We start from the raw sequence: 19,976 nt of genomic DNA on the forward strand, positions 1-19,976 counted from the left end.
GAAGATAGGGGCCGGAATCATGTATAATGCTCGTATAGCATACATAAGAAAGGCGGTTATTCCTTCATGAACAATATCGTATCGTTAAAATGGCTTCTTGCCCGCTTATATGAGACAGACCTCGTTATCGTCGACTGCCGGTTCCAGCTTGGCAAGCCGGACTTCGGCCGCGAGGCTTATGAAGCCTCCCATATTGCAGGGGCCGTATTTTTGGATTTGGAAAAAGACCTGTCCGCTCCAATCGACGAGCATGGCGGACGCCATCCGCTGCCGGATATTACGGATCTGACCATTGCGCTCAGCAAGGTTGGCATCAGCAACGAAACCCGCGTTGTCGCATACGACGACCAAGGCGGAGCATTCGCTTCCCGTCTGTGGTGGCTGCTGAAATACTTGGGCCATGAGCAAGTATTCGTGCTGGACGAAGGCTTTACCGCTTGGCAAAACGCCGGCTTCCCGGTGAACGCGGAGCAGAAGACGCTTGTTCCTGCGCGTTACCTTGCAACGGTGCAGCACAACATGCTGATCGAGATGGACGAAGTGAAAGAGAAGCTTGGCGCTGAGCATATCACGCTGATCGACTCCCGCGACGGCGCGCGTTACCGCGGCGAGGTTGAGCCATTAGACCGGATTGCCGGCCATATTCCGGGGGCGATCAACCGTCTCTGGTCGGAAGGCAAGGGAGAAGACGGCAAGTGGAAAAGCGCGGACGAGCAGGCAGCAAGATTCGAAGATCTGCCGAAGGATCAGGAGACCATCGTCTACTGCGGTTCCGGCGTAACGGCATGCCCGAACGTGCTGGCTTTGCAAGAAGCGGGCTTTACGAAGGTAAGGCTTTATGCGGGTAGCTGGAGTGATTGGATCTCCTATGAGGGGAATCCGATTGAGGTTGGGGAAGAGTAAGGTAAGAGAATTGAATAGAAGTGATCTTGAGATACAGAGCAGGGCGAGGTGGATGCCGCTGCTCTGTATTTTTTTATTCACTGAAGTCAACAGGAGTTAACAATTGACTAGAATTAATGGTGGTTACATCGTGATCCCTTAGAATATATCCTAATACCTTTTGGTGTATAACATATACAGAGATATGACTTGAATCAACAAATGAAGAATTTTGGGACAAAGGCTTCAGTATTATCTTCATTCAAACCTTAAAATCGCAAATAGATACTACCTTCCATAATTTAAAAACACAATATGGTGAAAACATATAATCATCGTCCGGATGAATAATATCGTACTTACACGGAAAATGATAAAAAATAGATGAGTACCAGTTCCCTGATAAGTGGTGTAAGAGCAAGGAAGGGAGGTTCTAAGAGCCGCAACCGCCAAAAGATGAGGTTTCCTCCTAGGGTGCTTTCCATCTTGTATCGGTTAAAACGTAATGACTCACAAGTAAGTTTTTTTTTTTTCAAAAGCCCTCTTGTCGGTCAAGGTTTAAGCACTTTCTAAAGAAAATTTAAAAACATAGCATAGGGAACCTAAAGATACCACTATTTATTAAATGGTCTCTTGTGATTTTAGCGTCTTTATGTCTTTCTAAGTAGTCAATAGAGGCTTTATATTGTCCTTGAAGACTGCCGAAAACAATATCTCTAGGGTCAGAATCTCTACTCAGTGCCGAACCTTTAAATTGATCCATAATTACAACAGCTTGTGCCAGTAGTTTTCCAATATACCATTCTAGATGTACCCATAGATGATCGCCAGTTTTTCCGAGCTGTGCAGCGTGAACAATCATATTTCTTGTGAAATACAATCTATCAAGCTGGTAGGATATTGTATTGCTCGATGTATTAATAATATCAAGTAGGTCTTGAAGTGTTCCCCACTTTTCATTGATTATCCGATACTGTTTTGCAAGTAAAGGATCCGTCTTAATCGCATTAAAGGGATCGTTAGGCTTATTTTCAAATGTTTTATCTATTGCCCACGACATTACTGACGATAATGATTTATCTTCTAGCTTGTAGATTTTAGGGCATAATAACTTTAACTTATTAATTTCAGAAGCTTTTGTATACCTCTCGTGAAATGAAAGAAGTCTTCTTCCAACTGCCCCGAGAGCAATTGATTGTGCTACATTGTCTTTGATGATTTCAATATCAGTTTTGTTTGATCTAAGGCCCATTAATGCTTCGAGGGCAGTCCACAAAAGAATATATGAATTTTCAACAGAAGGTACTGTTCTTGCGAGGTTATAAAAGTAAATTGGTTCTTCAAATATAGAAAGATTATCAAGATTCACTGCCTCAAGGAATTCTTCATGCTTAGATAAAGAGTGCGAGAGAGTGTTTTTTCTAAACGACGGGATTAGGGGGTCGTTTGTTTTGCTAAAGTTATAGCGTGTAAATTTGTTGATTTTTCCGTTAAAATAGTAAGCTTCTTCCCAGAAAGGATCTAGTAAGTGTGGTGTTGCATCAGTATATTCCAAGCTATATTTTCGATAAGCTAAAGTCACACGATTTCTCAATGCTGAAAAGGGATCCTTTCCAGATATTTCAAAAGAATATCCATCCAAAGGTACAGGTTTTTCATTTGGGAAGTAGTCAGAATTCCTTAATGTTATATTTATAGGGTTGAGGATATCTATTAACGGATTTCGGGAGATATTATCCGTTTTTGGAATAAAGCATCGATACTTTCTGTCAATGCTATAGTCAAAAAATGTGAACAAGTGCTTGATCATAGAATTCAATGGACGTTGGATAAGCTTTTTTGGTGCTATTTGAAGAAATGCAAGAGAGTATCCGTCGTAAACTAATTGAGGGATTAGCAATGACAGAAGCTCATCAATTTTCTTTGAATAAGTGTCAAAATGACGGGATGAAAAATCAATATCGTTTAGTTCCTTTTGAACATAAGTCAAATAAACTGGTTTTATAGAGGATTTATGTAACAACGTTCCGCTATAAATCTGTTGTATTAATTCAATACTAAAGTCCCTTTGCCATTCGCGTATGTTATTTGCTGCTGGTCGAAAATACTTGTTTATAATTACATCTGAAACGACTGACGAGTTAATCGATTCATCACTGCACTCATTTAATAACGATTGTAGTCTTCTGTGGTTTTTTGATCTCTTCAGGCAAATAGATGAAACTTCGCATAGTTCCTCGAGTAGAATGAGACCGTTTGTGCTGGTATGATTATTTGTCAGAAACTCCGATTTATCAACTAACTGAGTAAACTTCATAATGAAGTATTTGCTTAAGTCAGTATGTGTTGAGTGCCAATTTCTTTTTTTTAAAATGAACATTTGTATGCTCCTAAGTTATTTTTCCTCCGTAGAGTTTCCAGCTATTCTTCTGAAAATTCCCAATCCACTGATTTGATCAGCAGCGTGTCTTATAAGTGCTGCTCTTGTATCAGATTTCTTAAAAGGAATCTCGTTGTCGGAAAGTAAATTCATAAGTTCCTCTTTGCTACATCCTGTTTTATCTAAATATTCTGCAAGTTCAGGAGCATGCATATTAGACATCTCGTTGAAAGTTTTTTCGATTCTTCTATCAAACTGTAAAATTATTAGCTCTATAAGATTATTTCGAGTCACTTTGTTTTTATATGGGATATCTAGTTCCTGTGCAACTTTTTGTAGTTGACTTAGTGTTAAACGTTTGCTGCTTCTCAGCCCAGCTCTCACTCCATCAGCACCCAGCCAGTCAAACATTTCCCTAAATAAAAGTGGATTCATACTCTTAATTACACCTCGCTATAAATTCATTTACAATGGATCTAAACTGCCAGGATTGTTTATCAGCAGTTGTGCCATCACAATCATAAACGGCTAAGTATTGTTCTGCTGCAACACGTAAGCCATCACCTTCTGTAACGTAATTATTGAAAATGCTATCAGTCTTTTTTAGGCGAACGTACTGCTTTTTCATTGTGAATATCAAGTCACCGTTATATTCCTTTGTCATCATTCCTATTGCACCGGCAAAAATAGTTTCAGGTGTTGTTGGGAGATCCAAAGTTCTCTCCAAAATTTCTCTATCTTTATTTACCCCGCGAATTGCTTCAATTGCTGAGGGAACACCTACACTTGATTGAAGATCAAGTTTTACTGGGGACACACTAAAGTGAGAAGCAAAAATAACACTTCTTAAGAGATGTGAAATCTCAGGGTGTGTATCTATTAAAATATAATCGTATTTATCCTTGTAGGGAGCAAGAGCATTAGATATAGCTGAAAGATGATTATAATCAAGCATACTTCTTTCAAGAACATTGGTTCGTCCGGGCAATTTATCGATTGTTACTTCAGTTAATCTCGGATCACTAGGAATTAGTGGAGTGTTATAATTTCCAATAATAACCTCTGGTTGTGGAATTTCCTCTAAGTCCATATCACTATATAAACCCCTGAAGACTGTATATAATGTTTTATTTGGTACTTTTCCTTTTTTAAAATGTTCTAACATTGAGGGAATAAGCCTGCATGTTATTCCACCTCTTTGATAGTCTGTATCCACGACAAGAACCTTCTTTTTATGGAACCTCTCTAATCCTATAGCTATGTGATAACAACAAGTTGTTTTTCCCACCCCGCCTTTTTCACTAATGAAACTAATAATTTTTGCAGACATAAACCTAAATACCTCCTGTATCAAACGAGTAGCTTGGATTGACTACTCGCAGTAATATTATGACCTAATGAGCATCCATGAATACAAAGAAATTGCTTAGTCCCTAAAATCTATTTCTTTATTATAGCATAATAAAATGTGCTCAATAATTAGCTTTTCCAATTCTACTGCATCGTTACAATCCGCATGAGAGAATTACGCATGTCGGTGGTAAGAATATTAACGGAACCAGATTAGGTATAACTCAAGAAGAGGCTATCCAAGGTATTGAAAGTGGAAATGGGAAGTTAGCTCGCGAAGAGTCAATACGGTCATAAATACGGCTCCACCATTAAAATCCCGACCACATGAGGTCGGGATTTTGTTTTGTCCAAAAATGTAGACCGATTGTAGCCAAGGAAATAGCAGGAGAGGGATGAATTTTTGTATATAAGATGTCTACAAAAAATTCTAAACCAGTCACAACACATGTAGAGATTATGGCATTGTTGATAACATAATAGAAATGCCTATGCTTAGATACCAATTTCTTTTTCTGAAAGAGGATTGAATTTACTTGTAGATTTTCAGTTCTTTGTGCAGATCGTACATCATCTTCCCAAGCGACTTTGTTCTCATAGCTTCTTTTGTGATTTCGTGACCAAAGACCATTTTTTTTGATTTCCAGATCAGTCAGACCCATTCGACCCAGCATCGTTTGAAACCCATCATTCTACAAATAAGTTATAAATTAGTTAGTTAGTGTTCGGGTTTTCAGGCCTATGGGCTAATGTGTTCGTGGAAAGATGTCGAAATAATAATTAAGGGATGTTAAGATTATAGTTTGCTTGTGCTACGACTATTAAAGAGACATTAATTTGTTAATTGTTATTGTTCGCTTGGAGTTAATACTGAAATTGCAATGCTAACTTAGAAGGCGCAGGTATTGAATAAAAACCTTTCAGCCTCAACTGCTTCTATACTATGTTGGAGGAACATATGTGACTAAATTAAAACAGGAAACTAAAACAAAACTATTTAAATGGCATGAGAACCTAACCGTAGGTATTGTTATTGCTTTACTTTTTTATTTTATGATAGGGAGTATGTTTATTTTATTTTTCCCTGCCGGCCAGATCATTGTTCCTTCTCTTTTAAGACCTGAATCATGGATAAATGTCCAAACTTACCAAATGATGTCGGGATATATTTTCTGGGGAGGATTCCTAGGCGGTTGTGTTTTCTCCGTAACTTCAATATTAAATAAAATGAAAGAAAGTGCCTCAATGAGTGAAAGAAGTGCGGCAGAAGAGTATATCGTCTTTGTTTTGACGTTATTTTTTAGACCATTTTTAGGTGGCACAATAGCTCTAGTTATTGTACTCATGTTGAATTCAGGTTTTATTAATTTTAAGAGTATGGATCAAATAAAGGAATCTGGAAGTATTAATTTTCAAATTAGCTTAAGCTTCATTGTGGGATTTTCTATAGATGCAATTCTATTCAAGTTAAACTCAATGGTCAGTATTATTGGGAATAAAGCAAAGGATAATAGCTCTAACTGAGACAAAGTCGAGAATAGCATAACAGTACTTTACCTATGAAGTACGCGGCTTGTACTGCACATCTCCGTGATGTTTGTTTGTCAGTGGGTGTGGTGTTTAGCGGTCCATGGATTGATGGTTGGGGAAGAGTAAGGCAAGAACTGAAGATTATGATCTATACAGAGCACGGCGAGGTGGATGCCGCTGCTCTGTATTTTTTATGTTTTGTTGACATCGCCGGACAAAACAAAAAGCCGCGCATTCCGCGCGGCTCCCGAAAATCATTAAACCTGTACCCCTTGCTTCCGGTACACCTCCGGAAAATGATCGCCCACGAGCAGTTCGCCCGGCTTTACGTTGACGTAGGAGAGCATGACGTGCTCGCCTACGGGCTCGTAGCGGGTGTGGCCCGGCATGTAGTGCACGGCGATGGCGCGGCGCTTCATCTCGGAGCGGTTGTGCGGGCTGCCGTGCCAAGTCAGGCAGTGGTGGTAGCCCACTTGGCCTTTCTTGATCTCGAACGGCAAGGCATTTACCGCCGCGTTGTTCGGCAGCATCTCCGGCTGTTGATGGTACGGCATGAAGTCCGGCGTGTTCGCCAGATAACGCTGTTGATTGCCCCACTTGTGGCTGCCCGGTACCATCCACATGCAGCCGTTCTCGATCACGGCGTCGTCAAGCGCAACCCATGCACTGACGAGATCGGCAGGCTGGATGATCGGCCATAGCGGATGATCCTGGTGCCAATTCGTAGATCCGCCTGTAATCGGAGGCTTATATTGCACTTGGTCATGCCAGATGCGAAGCGAATTGGAATGGCATAGCTGCGCCACTTCCTCGCAGATGACCGAATGCGCGGCATGCTGGAGGAAACGATCGCTGGCGAGCCAGATATTAACGATCTGGACGACACTCTCGCTCGTGATCATTTTCATATTGTCATAGGGGGAATCCGAATCCAGCATGTTGCGATTCAAGACAGGCTTATTGACGGTCTCGCCGTTCATCACCTTGTCCAGCTCCTCGCGAAGCTCCTCTACTTGGTCGTCGCTTAACACAACCCCACCTTTTAGAAAACCGTTGTTTTCAAACTCCGCGATTTGTGCTTGACTTAACATAACAACAACTCCTTAATAATCATTGGATTGTTTAAGAACCGTTTTGCGGTTCGAACTTGCGTGATGGCTTGATGTGTTAAGCATAGCGGAGTTTGCAAGCGGTGTATTTACAGATACGAAACAGGTCTTTGCACTTTTCAAATATCCTTGATCATTCCTGCCATGAGGTGATTTCGCCGTATGATCCAAGACCCGCCGCATTCCTATCCGGATATTGTCCTTGGCGCGATCGATGACCTTCAGCCAACGGTTAACTTTGCGAGCCGGGCCGAAGTGCCTGCCTCCGAACAGTGGGGGCCTCGCATCATCCCGGACTATCAGCTATTCTGTCTACTCTCGGGGGAAGCCGAGATAAGTATTGGCCAGGAGCAATATACGCTGGCAGCAGGAGACAGCGCGCTGTACGGACCCCATTGTCCGCACCGAATTATCGCTCGAACGGGAGCAGTCTTCATCGGCATCCATTTTGCTTATCGGCAGTCGTCGCTAGAGCTTGTCCATCCCGCATTCTCGATAGAAGCATGCAGCGAGGAGAAGCTTAAAACCAGTATCCGCCCCAGCTACAAGCTTGAGCTAGCAAACAAACAACTGTTGGAGCTGCCGCCTTTCTTCACCAAGCCCGACCTCAAGCCGATCCTGATGCGGATTGTAAAAGAATACATGAACGAGCAGCCGGGCTACCGCATCGTGCTGCGTTCATTAATGACAGATTTGATCACCACCATCGTTCGCAGTCAGCTGACGAAGCGGCAAAAGTCGCCGGAGCAGGACAAGATTGATCCTGCCCTTCAGGCCATCAATGAGCAGCCGGAGAAGAATTGGACCGTCAATGAGCTTGCAGCTCTGTGCGGTTATCACGTCATTTATTTCTCATCGCTGTTTCGCAAATGTACCGGAGATAGCCCGAAGCAATATCTCATCAACGAACGTATCCGTAAAGCGAAATATTACCTGCTGAGCGGGGAGAAAATGGATGTGATCGCGGAGCGGCTTGGCTACGCCAGCGTCCATTATTTCTCCCGCAATTTCAAAGAGGAGACGGGTCTGACGCCTACGGAATTCAAAAATGGATAGTCCAATCTCGATGCATCGATTATCGGCTTACGGTATCCTATGTTATTCTAAAACTATATCGATTGGATTTCCTATAACGAGAATCCGTTTACGCTTGTCGGTTTGCTAATTGTAATAACATCTAACTCTTGATCGGAGGTTAAAACCTTGTCCACTTCTACAGCCGTACAATCCTTGTTCCGTCCGTTTACTCTTGGGCAGCTTACACTGGCCAATCGCATTGTGATGGCGCCTATGACGCGCGCTATGTCTCCGAATGGGGTGCCCGGAACGAACGTAGCCGCTTATTACCGCCGGAGAGCCGAGAATCATGTCGGTCTTATCATAACCGAGGGAACGGTGGTGAATCATCCCGATTCCTCTAACTCGAAGGATGTGCCTCACTTTTACGGCGAAGAAGCTTTGAAAGGCTGGGCTAACGTCGCAGCCGAGGTTCATGCCGCAGGCGGAAAAATTATGCCGCAAATCTGGCATATGGGCACGAAGAAGCAAGTGAATGACTATACCGAAGCCGAGATTACCGCTATTGTTCAAGCCTTCGCCGACGCGGCCTCTGAAGCAAAGCGGATCGGCTTCGACGGCATAGAGCTTCACGGCGCGCACGGCTATCTGATCGACCAGTTCTTCTGGGAGAAAAGCAACCAGCGTACGGATCGTTACGGGGGCAGTCTGCTAGCCCGCACCCGATTCGCCGAAGAGGTCGTCCGGGCTTGCCGCGAAGCTGTTGGGCCGGATTTCCCGATTGTGCTGCGAATTTCGCAGTGGAAAGAAAGGGAGTACACCGTGAAGCTGGCTTATAATCCTGAAGAGCTGGAGCAATTTCTACAACCGCTGGTGGATGCAGGCGTGGATATTTTCCATTGCTCGACCCGCCGGTACTGGGAGCCTGAATTTGCCGGATCGGATTTGAATCTTGCGGGCTGGGTGAAACGGATCACCGGCAAACCAACGATTACCGTCGGCTCGGTTGGACTCGACAGTGATTTCATGACCTTCTTCACGGAAGGAAAAAGCTCTGCCAATACAGGAATTGATGGGCTTGTGCAAAAGCTCGAAAAAGATGAATGTGATCTGGTGGCGATCGGCAGGGCACTACTGGTTGATCCGGCATGGGCCAGCAAAATCCGTGAAGGTAAATTGACTGAATTGGTGCCGTTCACGCCTGAAGCGCTGAAGACACTATTCTAAACAAATACCTTTTATTAGAGTAAAAGCGGCTCCTTGTGGAGCCGCTTTTGCTCTGTTGAGCGATTTTATTGCCTTCGCCGTACTCTTCCTCCCGACAGCCTTCTATGCAGGAAGCCCGCATAATAAATCGGAAGCTGCAGGCTTTGTTTGAACACTTTTGGAGAAGCGGCCCGCTTAAACACCTCTTTGCCGGGTATGGCGTTAGCCTCGATGATCCAGATATGGGACTGACGGTCAATCCCGAAATCAAGGCCAAGCTCGACCAGCCGTTTTTGAAAGGATCGTTCCAGCTGTGCGGCCATTTCAAAGGCTAGCTCCCGAAGCTTTTGCTCCAGTCGTAATGCCCGCGCATGGCCGAATTGCTTGGTTAAGAAAGAGATAATCTCCTTTGCGCTGCCTTCAGTAGCTAGATTCGAAGTAATATTGCCTGCTTTCCCTAGCCGTACACCCATCCCGGTTAGATGCCATTGACCAAGTTCATTCTTCTGAATGAGTACGCGGATATCGTAGACTCTGTTCGCAGCATCCGTTATATCCACCCATTTCTGAACGAGATAATTCCGTTTGCTGCGCAGCTGGGCAAGCTTCCTCTGTAAACCCTCTTTGGATAAGGGGAGTCTTTGCTTTTTATTTTCCTCTATCACATATTTCCCGTTCCTATAGGACAGCTTCAATATCCCCGTTCCTTTATGGGTGCCAAGAGGTTTGATAATGACTTTGTTATATTTATGCAGCATCGTATGCACGGCTTGATTATGGCTTAACAGCAGAGTAGGGATGAGGTAGGGGCGAAGCCTGCTGTTTACCAAGAGATGTTTATGGATGCTCCATTTATCGTTTCCCAGCCAATCCCCCGCAAAAGGAATGCCGGAGTTTTCTTTCATTTGTCTGGCTTCCCTCAGCATTCGGCCGCTATAGATGCCGCGGTCATAGATGATAGAAGGATACGGGGAACTTGGCTCATAGCGCCAATGATTATTCTCGTATACCCATCCGGCAATGGTTCGGTATTTGCGATCGACATGGTCGGGCTTAAACAATAATAACCTGTCAAACCCAGCCGCCCGAATGGCCTTGGCCTGCCACTTGAAAACTGCTGTGTTCATCCGGTCCCACATGATTCCGAGAGTTGCCACAAATAAAGCCTCCCCTCCTTGATCTAATCACAGTGTATGAATGAAGGGGGGAAAGGACACAAGGCCCAATTATGATCAACGAAGTAACACTGCGGAACGCGAATAATAGACTAATGAATAGCTGATTTCTTAGGGGAGGAAAGGATTCTAACCATGATCAAGATACGCAGTCGTTCCTCTCTGCCGTCCGATACGGTCCTGGTTGCCCCGGCATTCCTGAAGAATTGGAGTTTATCCCAAAATCAAAGTCTCCTTCTCCAATTCGGCATTACAACCCATCCGATTAAATTGATGGCCTCAGAGAAGGTGCCGCTAGGCCAAATGCTCGTCTCTCATGCATGCATGACTACATTAAAGATACCGGCAGAGGGACAATTTCAAGTCCGAAAGACTGGAAATACGCTAAGCGTAGGACCCTATATCGGTATTCTTGTTGATAAAATAAAAGGCAGTCTGCCCTTTAAGAATCTACTCCATTACGCGAAGACGCACCGTCACGTGAATGGGGCGCTGCTGGCTTTTTCCCCGGATGCCGTTAATCTTCGGACAAAGACGATTCACGGGTTTATGTATTCACCTGTAAAGAAGACATGGATCTACGGTCAATACCGATATCCCTCGTCCATCATGAACAAATCGTTAACCAGTACGCCGTTAATGCCCCATTTTCAAAACAGCCTGGGAAGAGCCGTCTTTAATAATTTTCGGCTGGATAAATGGAGCATGCACAAGCTTCTCTCCCGGAACGGAAGCGTCAGAACCCATCTGCCTAGAACCATTCTGTATCAGAGTCCGCAGGATATTGCCCGAATGCTGGAGCAAAGCAATGAGGTATATATGAAACCGGTTCAAGGATCATTTGGGAGCCATATTCTCAAGCTGTCCAAACAAAATCATAAAATCGCGGTTACGCATAAAGGTTCATTAAAGAAGGTTTTTCGCCATGTGCAGGAGCTGGGTCAATTCCTTCGGAAACAAAATCATCATTCGGGGTATTTGATTCAAGACAGAATAAAGCTGGTCTCCTCCAAAGAGCGTCTCATCGATTTCCGGTTAATCCTGGTGAAGGACGGGCAAGGCAATTGGCAGCGGATGGGGATTATCGCAAGGCAGGGACCCCGGAGGTCCATTGTCAGCAACATATCCAAAGGCGGAACAGCCATGGAGGGTAAACGAGCTCTTCGAAGGATTCTGCATAAGGGAGAAGCCGAAGCTGGAGCCGTCTGTCTCAGGATGGAAAAGATCGCTCGGAATATCGCTAAGCAGCTGGTGTCATCGGGCTATCATGCCGCAAATTTGGGCTTTGACTTTGCTCTTGATACACGGAATAAATTATGGATTATCGAGGTTAATCATAACGACCCCAATCACACGATCGCTTTGGACGCGGGGGAGACGCAAATGTTCCATCGGACGATTAGGGCGAATATGCTGTATGCCCAAAAACTAGCCGGCTTCGGCACAAGCCATCCGTCGAAAGGGAGAAGGCCGTGATCATGGCGATGCATGTTAAAAAGCTGAATCATGCAGAGAAGGACAGCTTACTCGTAAATCAGGCTTTTTTGCGGAAATTCGCAAGCAGGCCATCCACCGTCAAGGTGCATTTCGGAGCCTGGAACAGACAATTAAAGGTGAGAGTATCTCAAAGCCTGCCAAGCGATACAATCGGGATTTCATCGCAATCGCTGGGGGGATATAGCCTTCCGCCTTTGAAATATAAAGTGTTGGTCAAAGGGAATAACGTCCACATCGGTCCCGTGCTAGGGATCGTCGCGTTTAAACCCGGGGCTGCTATTACCATGGAGAAAATAAAGAATTACAACGATTACTTACGTCCCTATTCTCAGATACAGGGATTAATCTATATTTGCCGGGCCGACGATATTTCCTTGCAAGCGAAAAAGATTCGAGGGTACTATTATTCTCCGGGAGACGCGAAGCCCAAGTGGACTCTTGGCACTTTTCCGTATCCATCCGCTTTATATAGAAGAGCAGCACTGAATCCGCCTACTTACAAAGCCCTCAAACGGGTACTTGGCCCGCGTCTGTTTAACGGTTATTTCCTTGGCGATCATTTCAACAAATGGAAGTTATGGAGATGGCTTTCTCCGCATCCGGCGATCCGCAAGCATTTGCCCCATACAAAGAAGCTGCAGAGTCGCAAGGATCTGGATCAAATGTTATCCCGGTATACCGCCGTTTATCTGAAACCCACGATGGAATCTATGGCCAGGGGGATTATAAAAGCGGTTCGTTCAGGAGCGGGTTATCAGTTCATCTACCCCGAAAATAATAAAAAGGCCAGTCCTTATAGAGTAGTGTCCGTAGGGACCAATGAGGTAGCTGGCTATTTGGCGAATCTCCTGCGGGAGCATCAGTATATCGTCCAGCAAGGGATAGAGATGAAGCGTTCAGATAGCAGGGGCATCGACTTTAGGGTCATTATGCAAAAAAACGAACAGCTTCAGTGGTCCTGCACGGGGGTCATTGCAAGGTTCGGCAAGAAAAACGGCATTGTTACAAACTTTACCTCCGCCGGCTTTGCAAGCAAAGGCTTAAATGCGCTGCAAGGCACTTACGGCTATAGCCGAAGTCAGTCGCTTCTGACGCAGCAACGAATGATAGAGATCTGCACCAAGGCCTGCAAAGTATTTGATGCAAAAGGCGGGAATTACGCCGATATCGGCGTCGATGTGATGGTGGATAAGAACGGTCATATTTACGTGCTGGAAGTGAACATTTTGCCCGATCACCATCTGGCGTTGTACGCCAAGCAAAGGAGCCTATACCTGAAGCAAGTGGCTAAGCCGTTGCTGTACGCCAATGCGCTATCCGGCTTTAAAAACTCTAATTAAAGAGATCATACGAGATAGATTTCTATACAGGGCACGGCAGAGGGATGCCGCTGCTCTGTTTTTTTGTACGCCGAAAGTCAGTTTGGAATCTAGAATAGAATTAGTTCTTTGGTCATATTCTTTAATATTAAAAAATAAGGAGTTGGTCAAGCATGACTAGTCTTGCTTCCTTATAACAATAGACTGTTTTCTGCCGCGGTTAGTCATGGAATTCTTGGTGTAGATATAAAGTTGAAGGAGGCCTGACACGGGATATGCCACGTTTACGACGCACTAGGAAACTGGCACGGAAACGGCAGTGGGGGACTGAGCATGATTCAACGCCGCTGTCGATTGTTCATGACAAACCATCCACCCGGAAAATGGTATACAGCCGTTTAGCTATTATTTTGACTATCGGTTTCTGGGGTACATATGTCATAACGACAATTATTAAGCAGTATTTCAAAGGACCGAATACGTTCCCGTTCGTCATGGAGTCTCTTGCCTATCTAGTGATTGTCACGCTTCTGACTTTTTCGGCCCTCATGTATCTTCTGGCAAGGCAGGGTGCCTTGCAGCGGTTTAGCAAACATGTGCGCGTGCCTCGCGCTGAAATTGATAGATACTTCGAGAAGAACCAGCCCTCTATCACCGTATTGGTACCGTCCTATGACGAAGAGCCTGGAGTAGTTAGAAAGACTTTGCTGTCTGCTGCTCTACAAGAGTATCCCCATATTCGGATTGTACTCCTTCTGGATGATGCCCCATACCCGACCGACCCTGAGACGTTAGCCCGCCTCAACGCGACCAGGCAGCTGGCTAAGGAGATTACGGACTTATTTGCCGAACCCCGCCGGCTCTTTGAGGCCAAGCTTGTAGAATTTACAGGCGAACAGGCCTTGTCCTCGCATGTCAGTCCGGCGGTTACGAAGGAACTAGCCGAACACTATGCCTGGGCGGCGGATTGGTTAGATCAGCTCGGCAGCAAGGAAGCGAAAGATGACCATGTCGGGGAATTTTTTGTGAACGATGTGGTGGGAAGTTTATCCGGAGAGCTGCGCTTGGTGCATAAAGCTTTGATTGCCTCTTGCGACGACGAGGTGAGGCTTCCCTTTGCTAGAATCAGTCAGCTCTATCAACGCTTGACCTGGATCTTTAATTCGGAGCTTGATGTCTTTGAACGGAAGAAATTCGCTTCCCTTTCCCATGAACCGAATAAAGCCATGAACCTCAATTCCTATATCGGACTTATGGGCCGCACGTGCAATCAGGTGGATACGCCGGATGGTCCCATACTGGTGCCCGCGTCCGGAATTCGGAAAGGCAAGAGCGTCGCTTTCCCGGATAGCGATTTCGTACTTACCCTCGATGCGGATTCCATTCTGCGTTCCGGTTACTGCTTGCGCCTGGTTTATTTCCTGCAGCAGCCGGACAATGCCCGTGTGGCGGTAGTCCAGACCCCGTATTCTTCCTTTCGCGGGGCAGCTACCCGCATTGAGCGGATTGCCGGCGCTACAACAGACATTCAGCATATTTTGCACCAGGGGATGAGTCGCTATAACGCAACATTTTGGGTCGGAGCTAATGCTATTATCCGAAAATCCGCCCTGGAGGAAATCGGCGAGACGGAGTGGGTGGGCGGCTTTGAAATACGCAGGTTTATTCAAGACCGCACGGTTATTGAAGATACGGAATCCAGCGTCGATCTTGCCAGGCATAATTGGACGCTGTTCAACTATCCGGAACGTCTAAGTTACAGCGCCACGCCGCCTGATTTCGGGTCACTTATCGTACAACGGCGCCGGTGGGCAAATGGCGGTCTCATCATCCTGCCCAAGCTCTGGTCGTTGGTCCGGGATCGTAAACGGCAAGGAAACGCGATGTCGAATGCCGAGATCTTGCTTCGTTTGAATTACCTTGCCTCTATTGCGTGGGCAAGCTTTGGGCTGATATTTCTGTTGGCTTACCCCATTGACGGGCGGCTGCTCAGTCCCTTTGTTCTTCTGGCGGCGCTGCCGTATTTTATAGCAATGTCCAGCGATCTGAAATACAGCGGATACAAACGGAGCGACGTCTTCCGAATTTACGGTTTCAATTTAATTCTCTTGCCCGTAAATTTGGCTGGCGTATTGAAGTCCATGCAGCAGGCCTTAAGCGCTAAAAAAATCCCGTTCGCGCGGACTCCCAAAGTGAAGGAACGTACGGTATCGCCAATGCTGTACGTAATTTCGCCGCTTATCGTAATTGGATTCTCATTGTTTATTTTCTGGCATAACAAAGTGCAGCATAACTGGGGGAATGCCGCTTTCGCAGCTTTTAATGCCATCACCGCTTCATGGGCCGTTGTGGAATTTATCGGCATTAAGAATACAATCGTAGACGTATGGCTCAGCATCTTGAATTGGTTGTACGTTCCAGTGAAGAAGAAGCAGAAGGATCAGGAGAAAGAGCATACCGAGCGCGCCAACTGGCAAACGATTCTTTATCATGGCGATACGGAGATGCGGCTGCCCGAAAGTGCGCTCAATCATCTGGCATCAACCAGCCGAACATCCTATCTTGAAGAAAAAGAAGTGATGACGTCATGACTAGCGCGACGAAGAGTCTAATAGGGGGGCGGCGATTATCGCCATGGCGGTTAATCTTTCTATGCCTTGTACTTATTGGTCTTATCACTAGCGGTATCTTAGGCGCTACCGGACGTATAGGCAATATATGGGCCGCTCGGGCCGACGTGCAGAACCAGTGGTTCGCGCCATACGTCGACGTTACGGCTACTCCCCAATTCACCTTTCAGAATCTGGGCTCTACCGAGAATAAGGACGTGGTTCTTGCCTTTATTGTTTCTGATCCGGCCAATCCTTGTACGCCATCCTGGGGTGGTGCTTACACGTTGAATCAAGCTAGGGACAGTCTCGACCTTGATCGTCGTATTGCCCGGCTACAACAACAGGGGGGCAGTATTGCGGCTTCCTTCGGCGGCCAGAAAAATAGGGAGCTGGCAGTCGGGTGTGCGGACGCCGGTGAACTGGCATCCGCGTATCGATCGGTTGTTGACCGTTATAACCTGAATACAATCGATTTGGATCTCGAGAATGCCGGACTTACGGATACGGCTGCCGGCAACCGCCGTGCCGCCGCGATTGCCAAGCTGCAATCGGAAAGAAGGGATGCAGGCAAACAATTGGCGGTATGGGTGACGCTGCCTGTGTCTCCCCAAGGGTTGAGCCAGGATGGTACGAATGCCGTAGCACAGCTGCTTCAGCATGATGTCGACCTGGCGGGAGTAAACGTGATGACGATGGATTACGGCTCAAGTCTATCTTCGGATCAGACGATGCTAACCGCTTCGGAAAGCGCGTTAATACAGACTGCACGCCAACTTAAGATTCTTTACCAACAGGCAGGTACGCATCTTGATGATACTACCGTATGGTCGAAGATTGGCGCAACGCCAATGATTGGCCAAAACGATTATAAGAACGAAGTTTTCACTTTGAAGGATGCAGAGGCCCTAAACAAGTTTGCGCTTTCTCATGGCGTTGGCCGGATGTCCATGTGGTCGGCAAATCGGGATATCATGTGCGGCAGTAATTATGCTGACGTCAGTCTGGTTTCCGACGCTTGCAGCGGCGTGAAGCAAACGCAATACGGCTATTCCGATTTACTCGGCATGGGCTTTAAAGGGAACATATCCATGAGCGCTGGTCTCGTAACAACGCCAGATCAAGTGTCGTCCGATCAGCAGCAGCCCGATAACCCGGCGACGAGCCCCTATCAGATATGGTCGCCAACGACTACCTACCTTGCCGGCGATAAAGTCGTCTGGCACCATAATGTCTATGAGGTCAAGTGGTGGACAAAAGGCGATGTTCCCGACAATCCGGTGCTGCAATCATGGGAAACGCCATGGAACCTCATTGGACCCGTATTGCCCGGCGAAAAACCGATTCCACAGCCTACAGTGCCGAAAGGCACCTATCCTTCCTGGTCGGACTCGGCTATTTATGAAGCGGGTAAGCGGGTAATGTTCGAGGGAATACCTTATCAGGCCAAGTGGTGGAATCAAGGGGAAGGCCCCGCCTCGGCATCGGATCCGGATAGCTCTCCGTGGGCACGGCTTACTGAGGATCAGATCAATGCGGTACTATCGAAACTGCAAAAAGCGGTAAAAGGAAAGTAACGAGAGAAGCAGCCCGCCTCATTACGAGGGCGGGCTGCTTATTTATTATAAACGATTAATCCTAGCTTAATGGTTAATAAGCTATATACTCAATTGCTCTCATGAAGGCGCAAGGTGTAGGATTTACCCGTTTCCGTATGGAAAGAGATGATATCGGCAGATAGCTGCCATGCTACTTCTTTTTGCTGATTACCGTCAACTTCCATTAAAGAGAATGCTTTGTTTGGCCATGGATTAAAGATGCGGCAAGCTTGGCCTTTCTCGCTTGTAAGCTCAATGCGCGTTACCGTGCCTCCCGACAGCTCGCTGGAGATAACAAATGCTCCAACAGCACGCAGATTGTGGAAACGGGCAGCTTTGTCCCGGGGCCAGACCGGGAACAGCCTGATCACATGTTCATGGCTTTGCAGCAGCATCTCGTTGATAGCCGAAGGTACTCCGCTGCAGCATTCGATGCCACCTCCACCGAAGAAAATAAAGAGATTCGCGAAGCTGTGCTCCGAGCATTGGCGGCGAAGCTCGCGCAAAATCGTCTCGGGATCATAACCGACACGCGCCGCGGCGGTAAATATCGTCGGAAAACCGTTATAGTCGGTCCATCGATTGAGCACCGTAATCGTATCCTTGGCAATCTCCAAAAGCCTAGGATCCGAATCAAGGCCTATTCCGCCGGCAGGCCAAATATGCTGAATGGCCAGCGTATTGTCCGGCCACCAATCGTAACCTTGCTCCGTTAAGCGGAATATCGTTTTCCCTTCGCGCTGATACGTTGGATACTCGCTAATATGCTCCACAATATGAGTCCACTTCACGTGACGGTCTGCATCGAGCTGCAATTGCCGGGAAATATCGAGCAGTCCTTTAAATAACAGTCGGATGAGCGCTAATGAAAGGATGGGATTCATATCCTCCAAGCCGCGGTCCCAATGATCATCGTCGTGCGACTCTGTATAGGTTCCGACTTCATGAATAGCATCGCGGTAAATCACGTAACGGCCATTCTCGAAGGTCAGGTAATCCTCCCAGAAATTCGCAACCTCAGTAAGGAAGGGGTATACGAATCCAGCGTAGTCCAAATCATAGGTATGGTAAAACCGCATCAGCATGTTGACCGTGCTTAGCGCCGAATTACTCTTTTGTCCCAAAAACATATGCCCGTTCTCATAGGGGGTATTGCACAATGCGGTGGGTAAACCTTTCGGGCCAATACCGACATCGTAGTAGAGTCCTCGGCATCCCAAGTATTCCTTCGCGTACCGGCGGCCGTTCGACATATACTCCAGCAGCGGCGTATCATACGGTTCGCTTAGTTCAATGTGGTTGGATGAATATACGCCCCACCAAGGGGCCTGGTAATTGTAATTCAAGTGGTAATCGCCCGACCATTCCGGGGTATCCGTCGTAATCCAATTGCCGAACAAGCCAGGCGCGAACTTCTTGTTGCGGCTGCAGCAGGCCATAATGTAATGGGAGCCGTACCAGAACTTTTCCAGTAATTCATCCCCGATGTCAATGGCAGACTTGGACCAGAACGTGCTCCACCAGTCCTCATGGTCACAGCGCAGCGAAGCAATCAAATCCTCATCGATAAGACCGACTTTGCGAATCGATTCCTGCAAATAATGTTCCTCGTCATGGTTCGTCATTACGTAGGCAATCAAATATTGTTTTGTTCCAGGCTGCAGCTTAAAGGAATGACTACCCGCCGAGCTGCGCATAGCGATAACGCCTTCCGTTGGCCATTCGATGTCGTCGCCTGAAAATTTGCGTGCCGCCCAAACCGTATCGCCATCCTGCCCATAGTCCGTTTCCGATTCATTACCCGGCTGCACCCACAGATCCGTGGTAACGGAAACCGCTTGCCCTTCGCAGCTCAGTTCAACGATTAACGCATTTTCCATGGCTGAAATCCAAGAGGTCATGTATACCGTCGCGGCCGAGCCACGAAATGTCGATACGATTTTGGCTTCATCCAATTGCTGCTCGCAATAATACGAAGCGTTTACCAGATCAGGTATATGAATATCGATTCCGCCGAGCAGGCACGGGCTGCCATTTGGGTACATCAGCTGCGCTTTCCAGAAATCCGTTTTCGATATCCATACACGCTGTTGTTCAGGTCTTCCGCTAATGGTGACGCCGAGATCGCCATTGCCGATTACCGGGCTATCAACGACTTTGTCCGAAGGTACAGTCTTCGGCGGTTCCGTAAAGATTCCCTTATACTGCTTCACTCTCTGCTTCCATTCCGTTGCTTCCACGCTAGTATCCACCACCAGTTTTGAATGTTCATACGCAATGCCCGTCTCCTGGGAAGGGGATAAC

General features: G+C 46.5%; 14 protein-coding genes. 8 read left to right on the forward strand and 6 right to left on the reverse strand.

The window, feature by feature from the left end:
• Window positions 1-66: 66 nt before the first annotated feature.
• Window positions 67-903, forward strand: coding sequence for a sulfurtransferase (locus PJDR2_RS02685; RefSeq protein WP_012772507.1), 837 nt, complete (start codon window positions 67-69; stop codon window positions 901-903).
• Between the two features lie 559 nt (window positions 904-1,462).
• On the opposite strand, the gene PJDR2_RS02690 is transcribed toward PJDR2_RS02685, so the two are convergent.
• The 3 genes from PJDR2_RS02690 to PJDR2_RS02700 are packed head-to-tail and all read right to left on the reverse strand — an operon-like array spanning window position 1,463 to window position 4,592.
• Window positions 1,463-3,262, reverse strand: a complete 1,800-nt coding sequence (locus PJDR2_RS02690; protein ID WP_012772508.1) for a hypothetical protein — start codon at window positions 3,260-3,262, stop codon at window positions 1,463-1,465.
• Window positions 3,263-3,277: 15 nt separating this feature from the next.
• On the reverse strand, window positions 3,278-3,697 hold the full coding sequence (locus PJDR2_RS02695; RefSeq protein WP_041613263.1) for a hypothetical protein: 420 nt from the start codon (window positions 3,695-3,697) through the stop codon (window positions 3,278-3,280).
• A gap of 4 nt (window positions 3,698-3,701) precedes the next feature.
• Window positions 3,702-4,592, reverse strand: coding sequence for a ParA family protein (locus PJDR2_RS02700; protein ID WP_012772509.1), 891 nt, complete (start codon window positions 4,590-4,592; stop codon window positions 3,702-3,704).
• A gap of 980 nt (window positions 4,593-5,572) precedes the next feature.
• Here PJDR2_RS02700 and PJDR2_RS02710 point away from each other — a divergent pair.
• Window positions 5,573-6,136: a hypothetical protein gene (locus PJDR2_RS02710; RefSeq protein WP_012772511.1), complete on the forward strand. Its 564-nt coding sequence runs from the start codon at window positions 5,573-5,575 to the stop codon at window positions 6,134-6,136.
• 263 nt (window positions 6,137-6,399) lie between these two features.
• Here the strand turns inward: PJDR2_RS02710 and PJDR2_RS02715 are convergent, their stop codons facing one another.
• Window positions 6,400-7,233 (reverse strand): phytanoyl-CoA dioxygenase family protein, encoded by an 834-nt coding sequence (locus PJDR2_RS02715; RefSeq protein ID WP_012772512.1) that lies wholly within the window; start codon window positions 7,231-7,233, stop codon window positions 6,400-6,402.
• 180 nt (window positions 7,234-7,413) lie between these two features.
• Between PJDR2_RS02715 and PJDR2_RS02720 the strand changes: the two genes are divergently transcribed.
• Both PJDR2_RS02720 and PJDR2_RS02725 read left to right on the forward strand, forming a co-directional pair.
• A complete protein-coding gene (locus tag PJDR2_RS02720; protein WP_012772513.1) occupies window positions 7,414-8,307 on the forward strand; it encodes an AraC family transcriptional regulator in 894 nt (297 codons plus the stop codon).
• A 147-nt stretch (window positions 8,308-8,454) separates the two neighbouring features.
• Window positions 8,455-9,495, forward strand: a complete 1,041-nt coding sequence (locus tag PJDR2_RS02725) for an NADH:flavin oxidoreductase (protein WP_012772514.1) — start codon at window positions 8,455-8,457, stop codon at window positions 9,493-9,495.
• 65 nt (window positions 9,496-9,560) lie between these two features.
• Here the strand turns inward: PJDR2_RS02725 and PJDR2_RS02730 are convergent, their stop codons facing one another.
• Complete coding sequence (locus PJDR2_RS02730) at window positions 9,561-10,631, reverse strand: YheC/YheD family protein (protein WP_012772515.1); 1,071 nt, start codon at window positions 10,629-10,631, stop codon at window positions 9,561-9,563.
• Between the two features lie 153 nt (window positions 10,632-10,784).
• Between PJDR2_RS02730 and PJDR2_RS02735 the strand changes: the two genes are divergently transcribed.
• The 4 genes from PJDR2_RS02735 to PJDR2_RS02750 all read left to right on the forward strand — a co-directional run bounded on the left by PJDR2_RS02735 (window position 10,785) and on the right by PJDR2_RS02750 (window position 17,651).
• Window positions 10,785-12,125 (forward strand): YheC/YheD family protein, encoded by a 1,341-nt coding sequence (locus tag PJDR2_RS02735; RefSeq protein WP_012772516.1) that lies wholly within the window; start codon window positions 10,785-10,787, stop codon window positions 12,123-12,125.
• Between the two features lie 2 nt (window positions 12,126-12,127).
• Window positions 12,128-13,486: a YheC/YheD family protein gene (locus tag PJDR2_RS02740; protein ID WP_012772517.1), complete on the forward strand. Its 1,359-nt coding sequence runs from the start codon at window positions 12,128-12,130 to the stop codon at window positions 13,484-13,486.
• A 254-nt stretch (window positions 13,487-13,740) separates the two neighbouring features.
• Window positions 13,741-16,056 carry a glycosyltransferase family 2 protein gene (locus tag PJDR2_RS02745; RefSeq protein ID WP_012772518.1) on the forward strand — a complete coding sequence of 772 codons (2,316 nt, stop codon included), beginning with the start codon at window positions 13,741-13,743 and terminating at the stop codon, window positions 16,054-16,056.
• The gene (locus PJDR2_RS02750; protein ID WP_012772519.1) at window positions 16,053-17,651 is read left to right on the forward strand and encodes a chitinase; all 1,599 of its coding nucleotides are present in this window, start codon (window positions 16,053-16,055) and stop codon (window positions 17,649-17,651) included. Before PJDR2_RS02745 ends, PJDR2_RS02750 begins: the two co-directional genes overlap by 4 nt.
• 89 nt (window positions 17,652-17,740) lie before the next feature.
• Here the strand turns inward: PJDR2_RS02750 and PJDR2_RS02755 are convergent, their stop codons facing one another.
• Window positions 17,741-19,912 (reverse strand): glycosyl hydrolase family 95 catalytic domain-containing protein, encoded by a 2,172-nt coding sequence (locus PJDR2_RS02755; protein ID WP_012772520.1) that lies wholly within the window; start codon window positions 19,910-19,912, stop codon window positions 17,741-17,743.
• Window positions 19,913-19,976: the final 64 nt, after the last annotated feature.

Source organism: Paenibacillus sp. JDR-2, assembly GCF_000023585.1.
Classification (GTDB): Bacteria; Bacillota; Bacilli; order Paenibacillales; family Paenibacillaceae; genus Pristimantibacillus.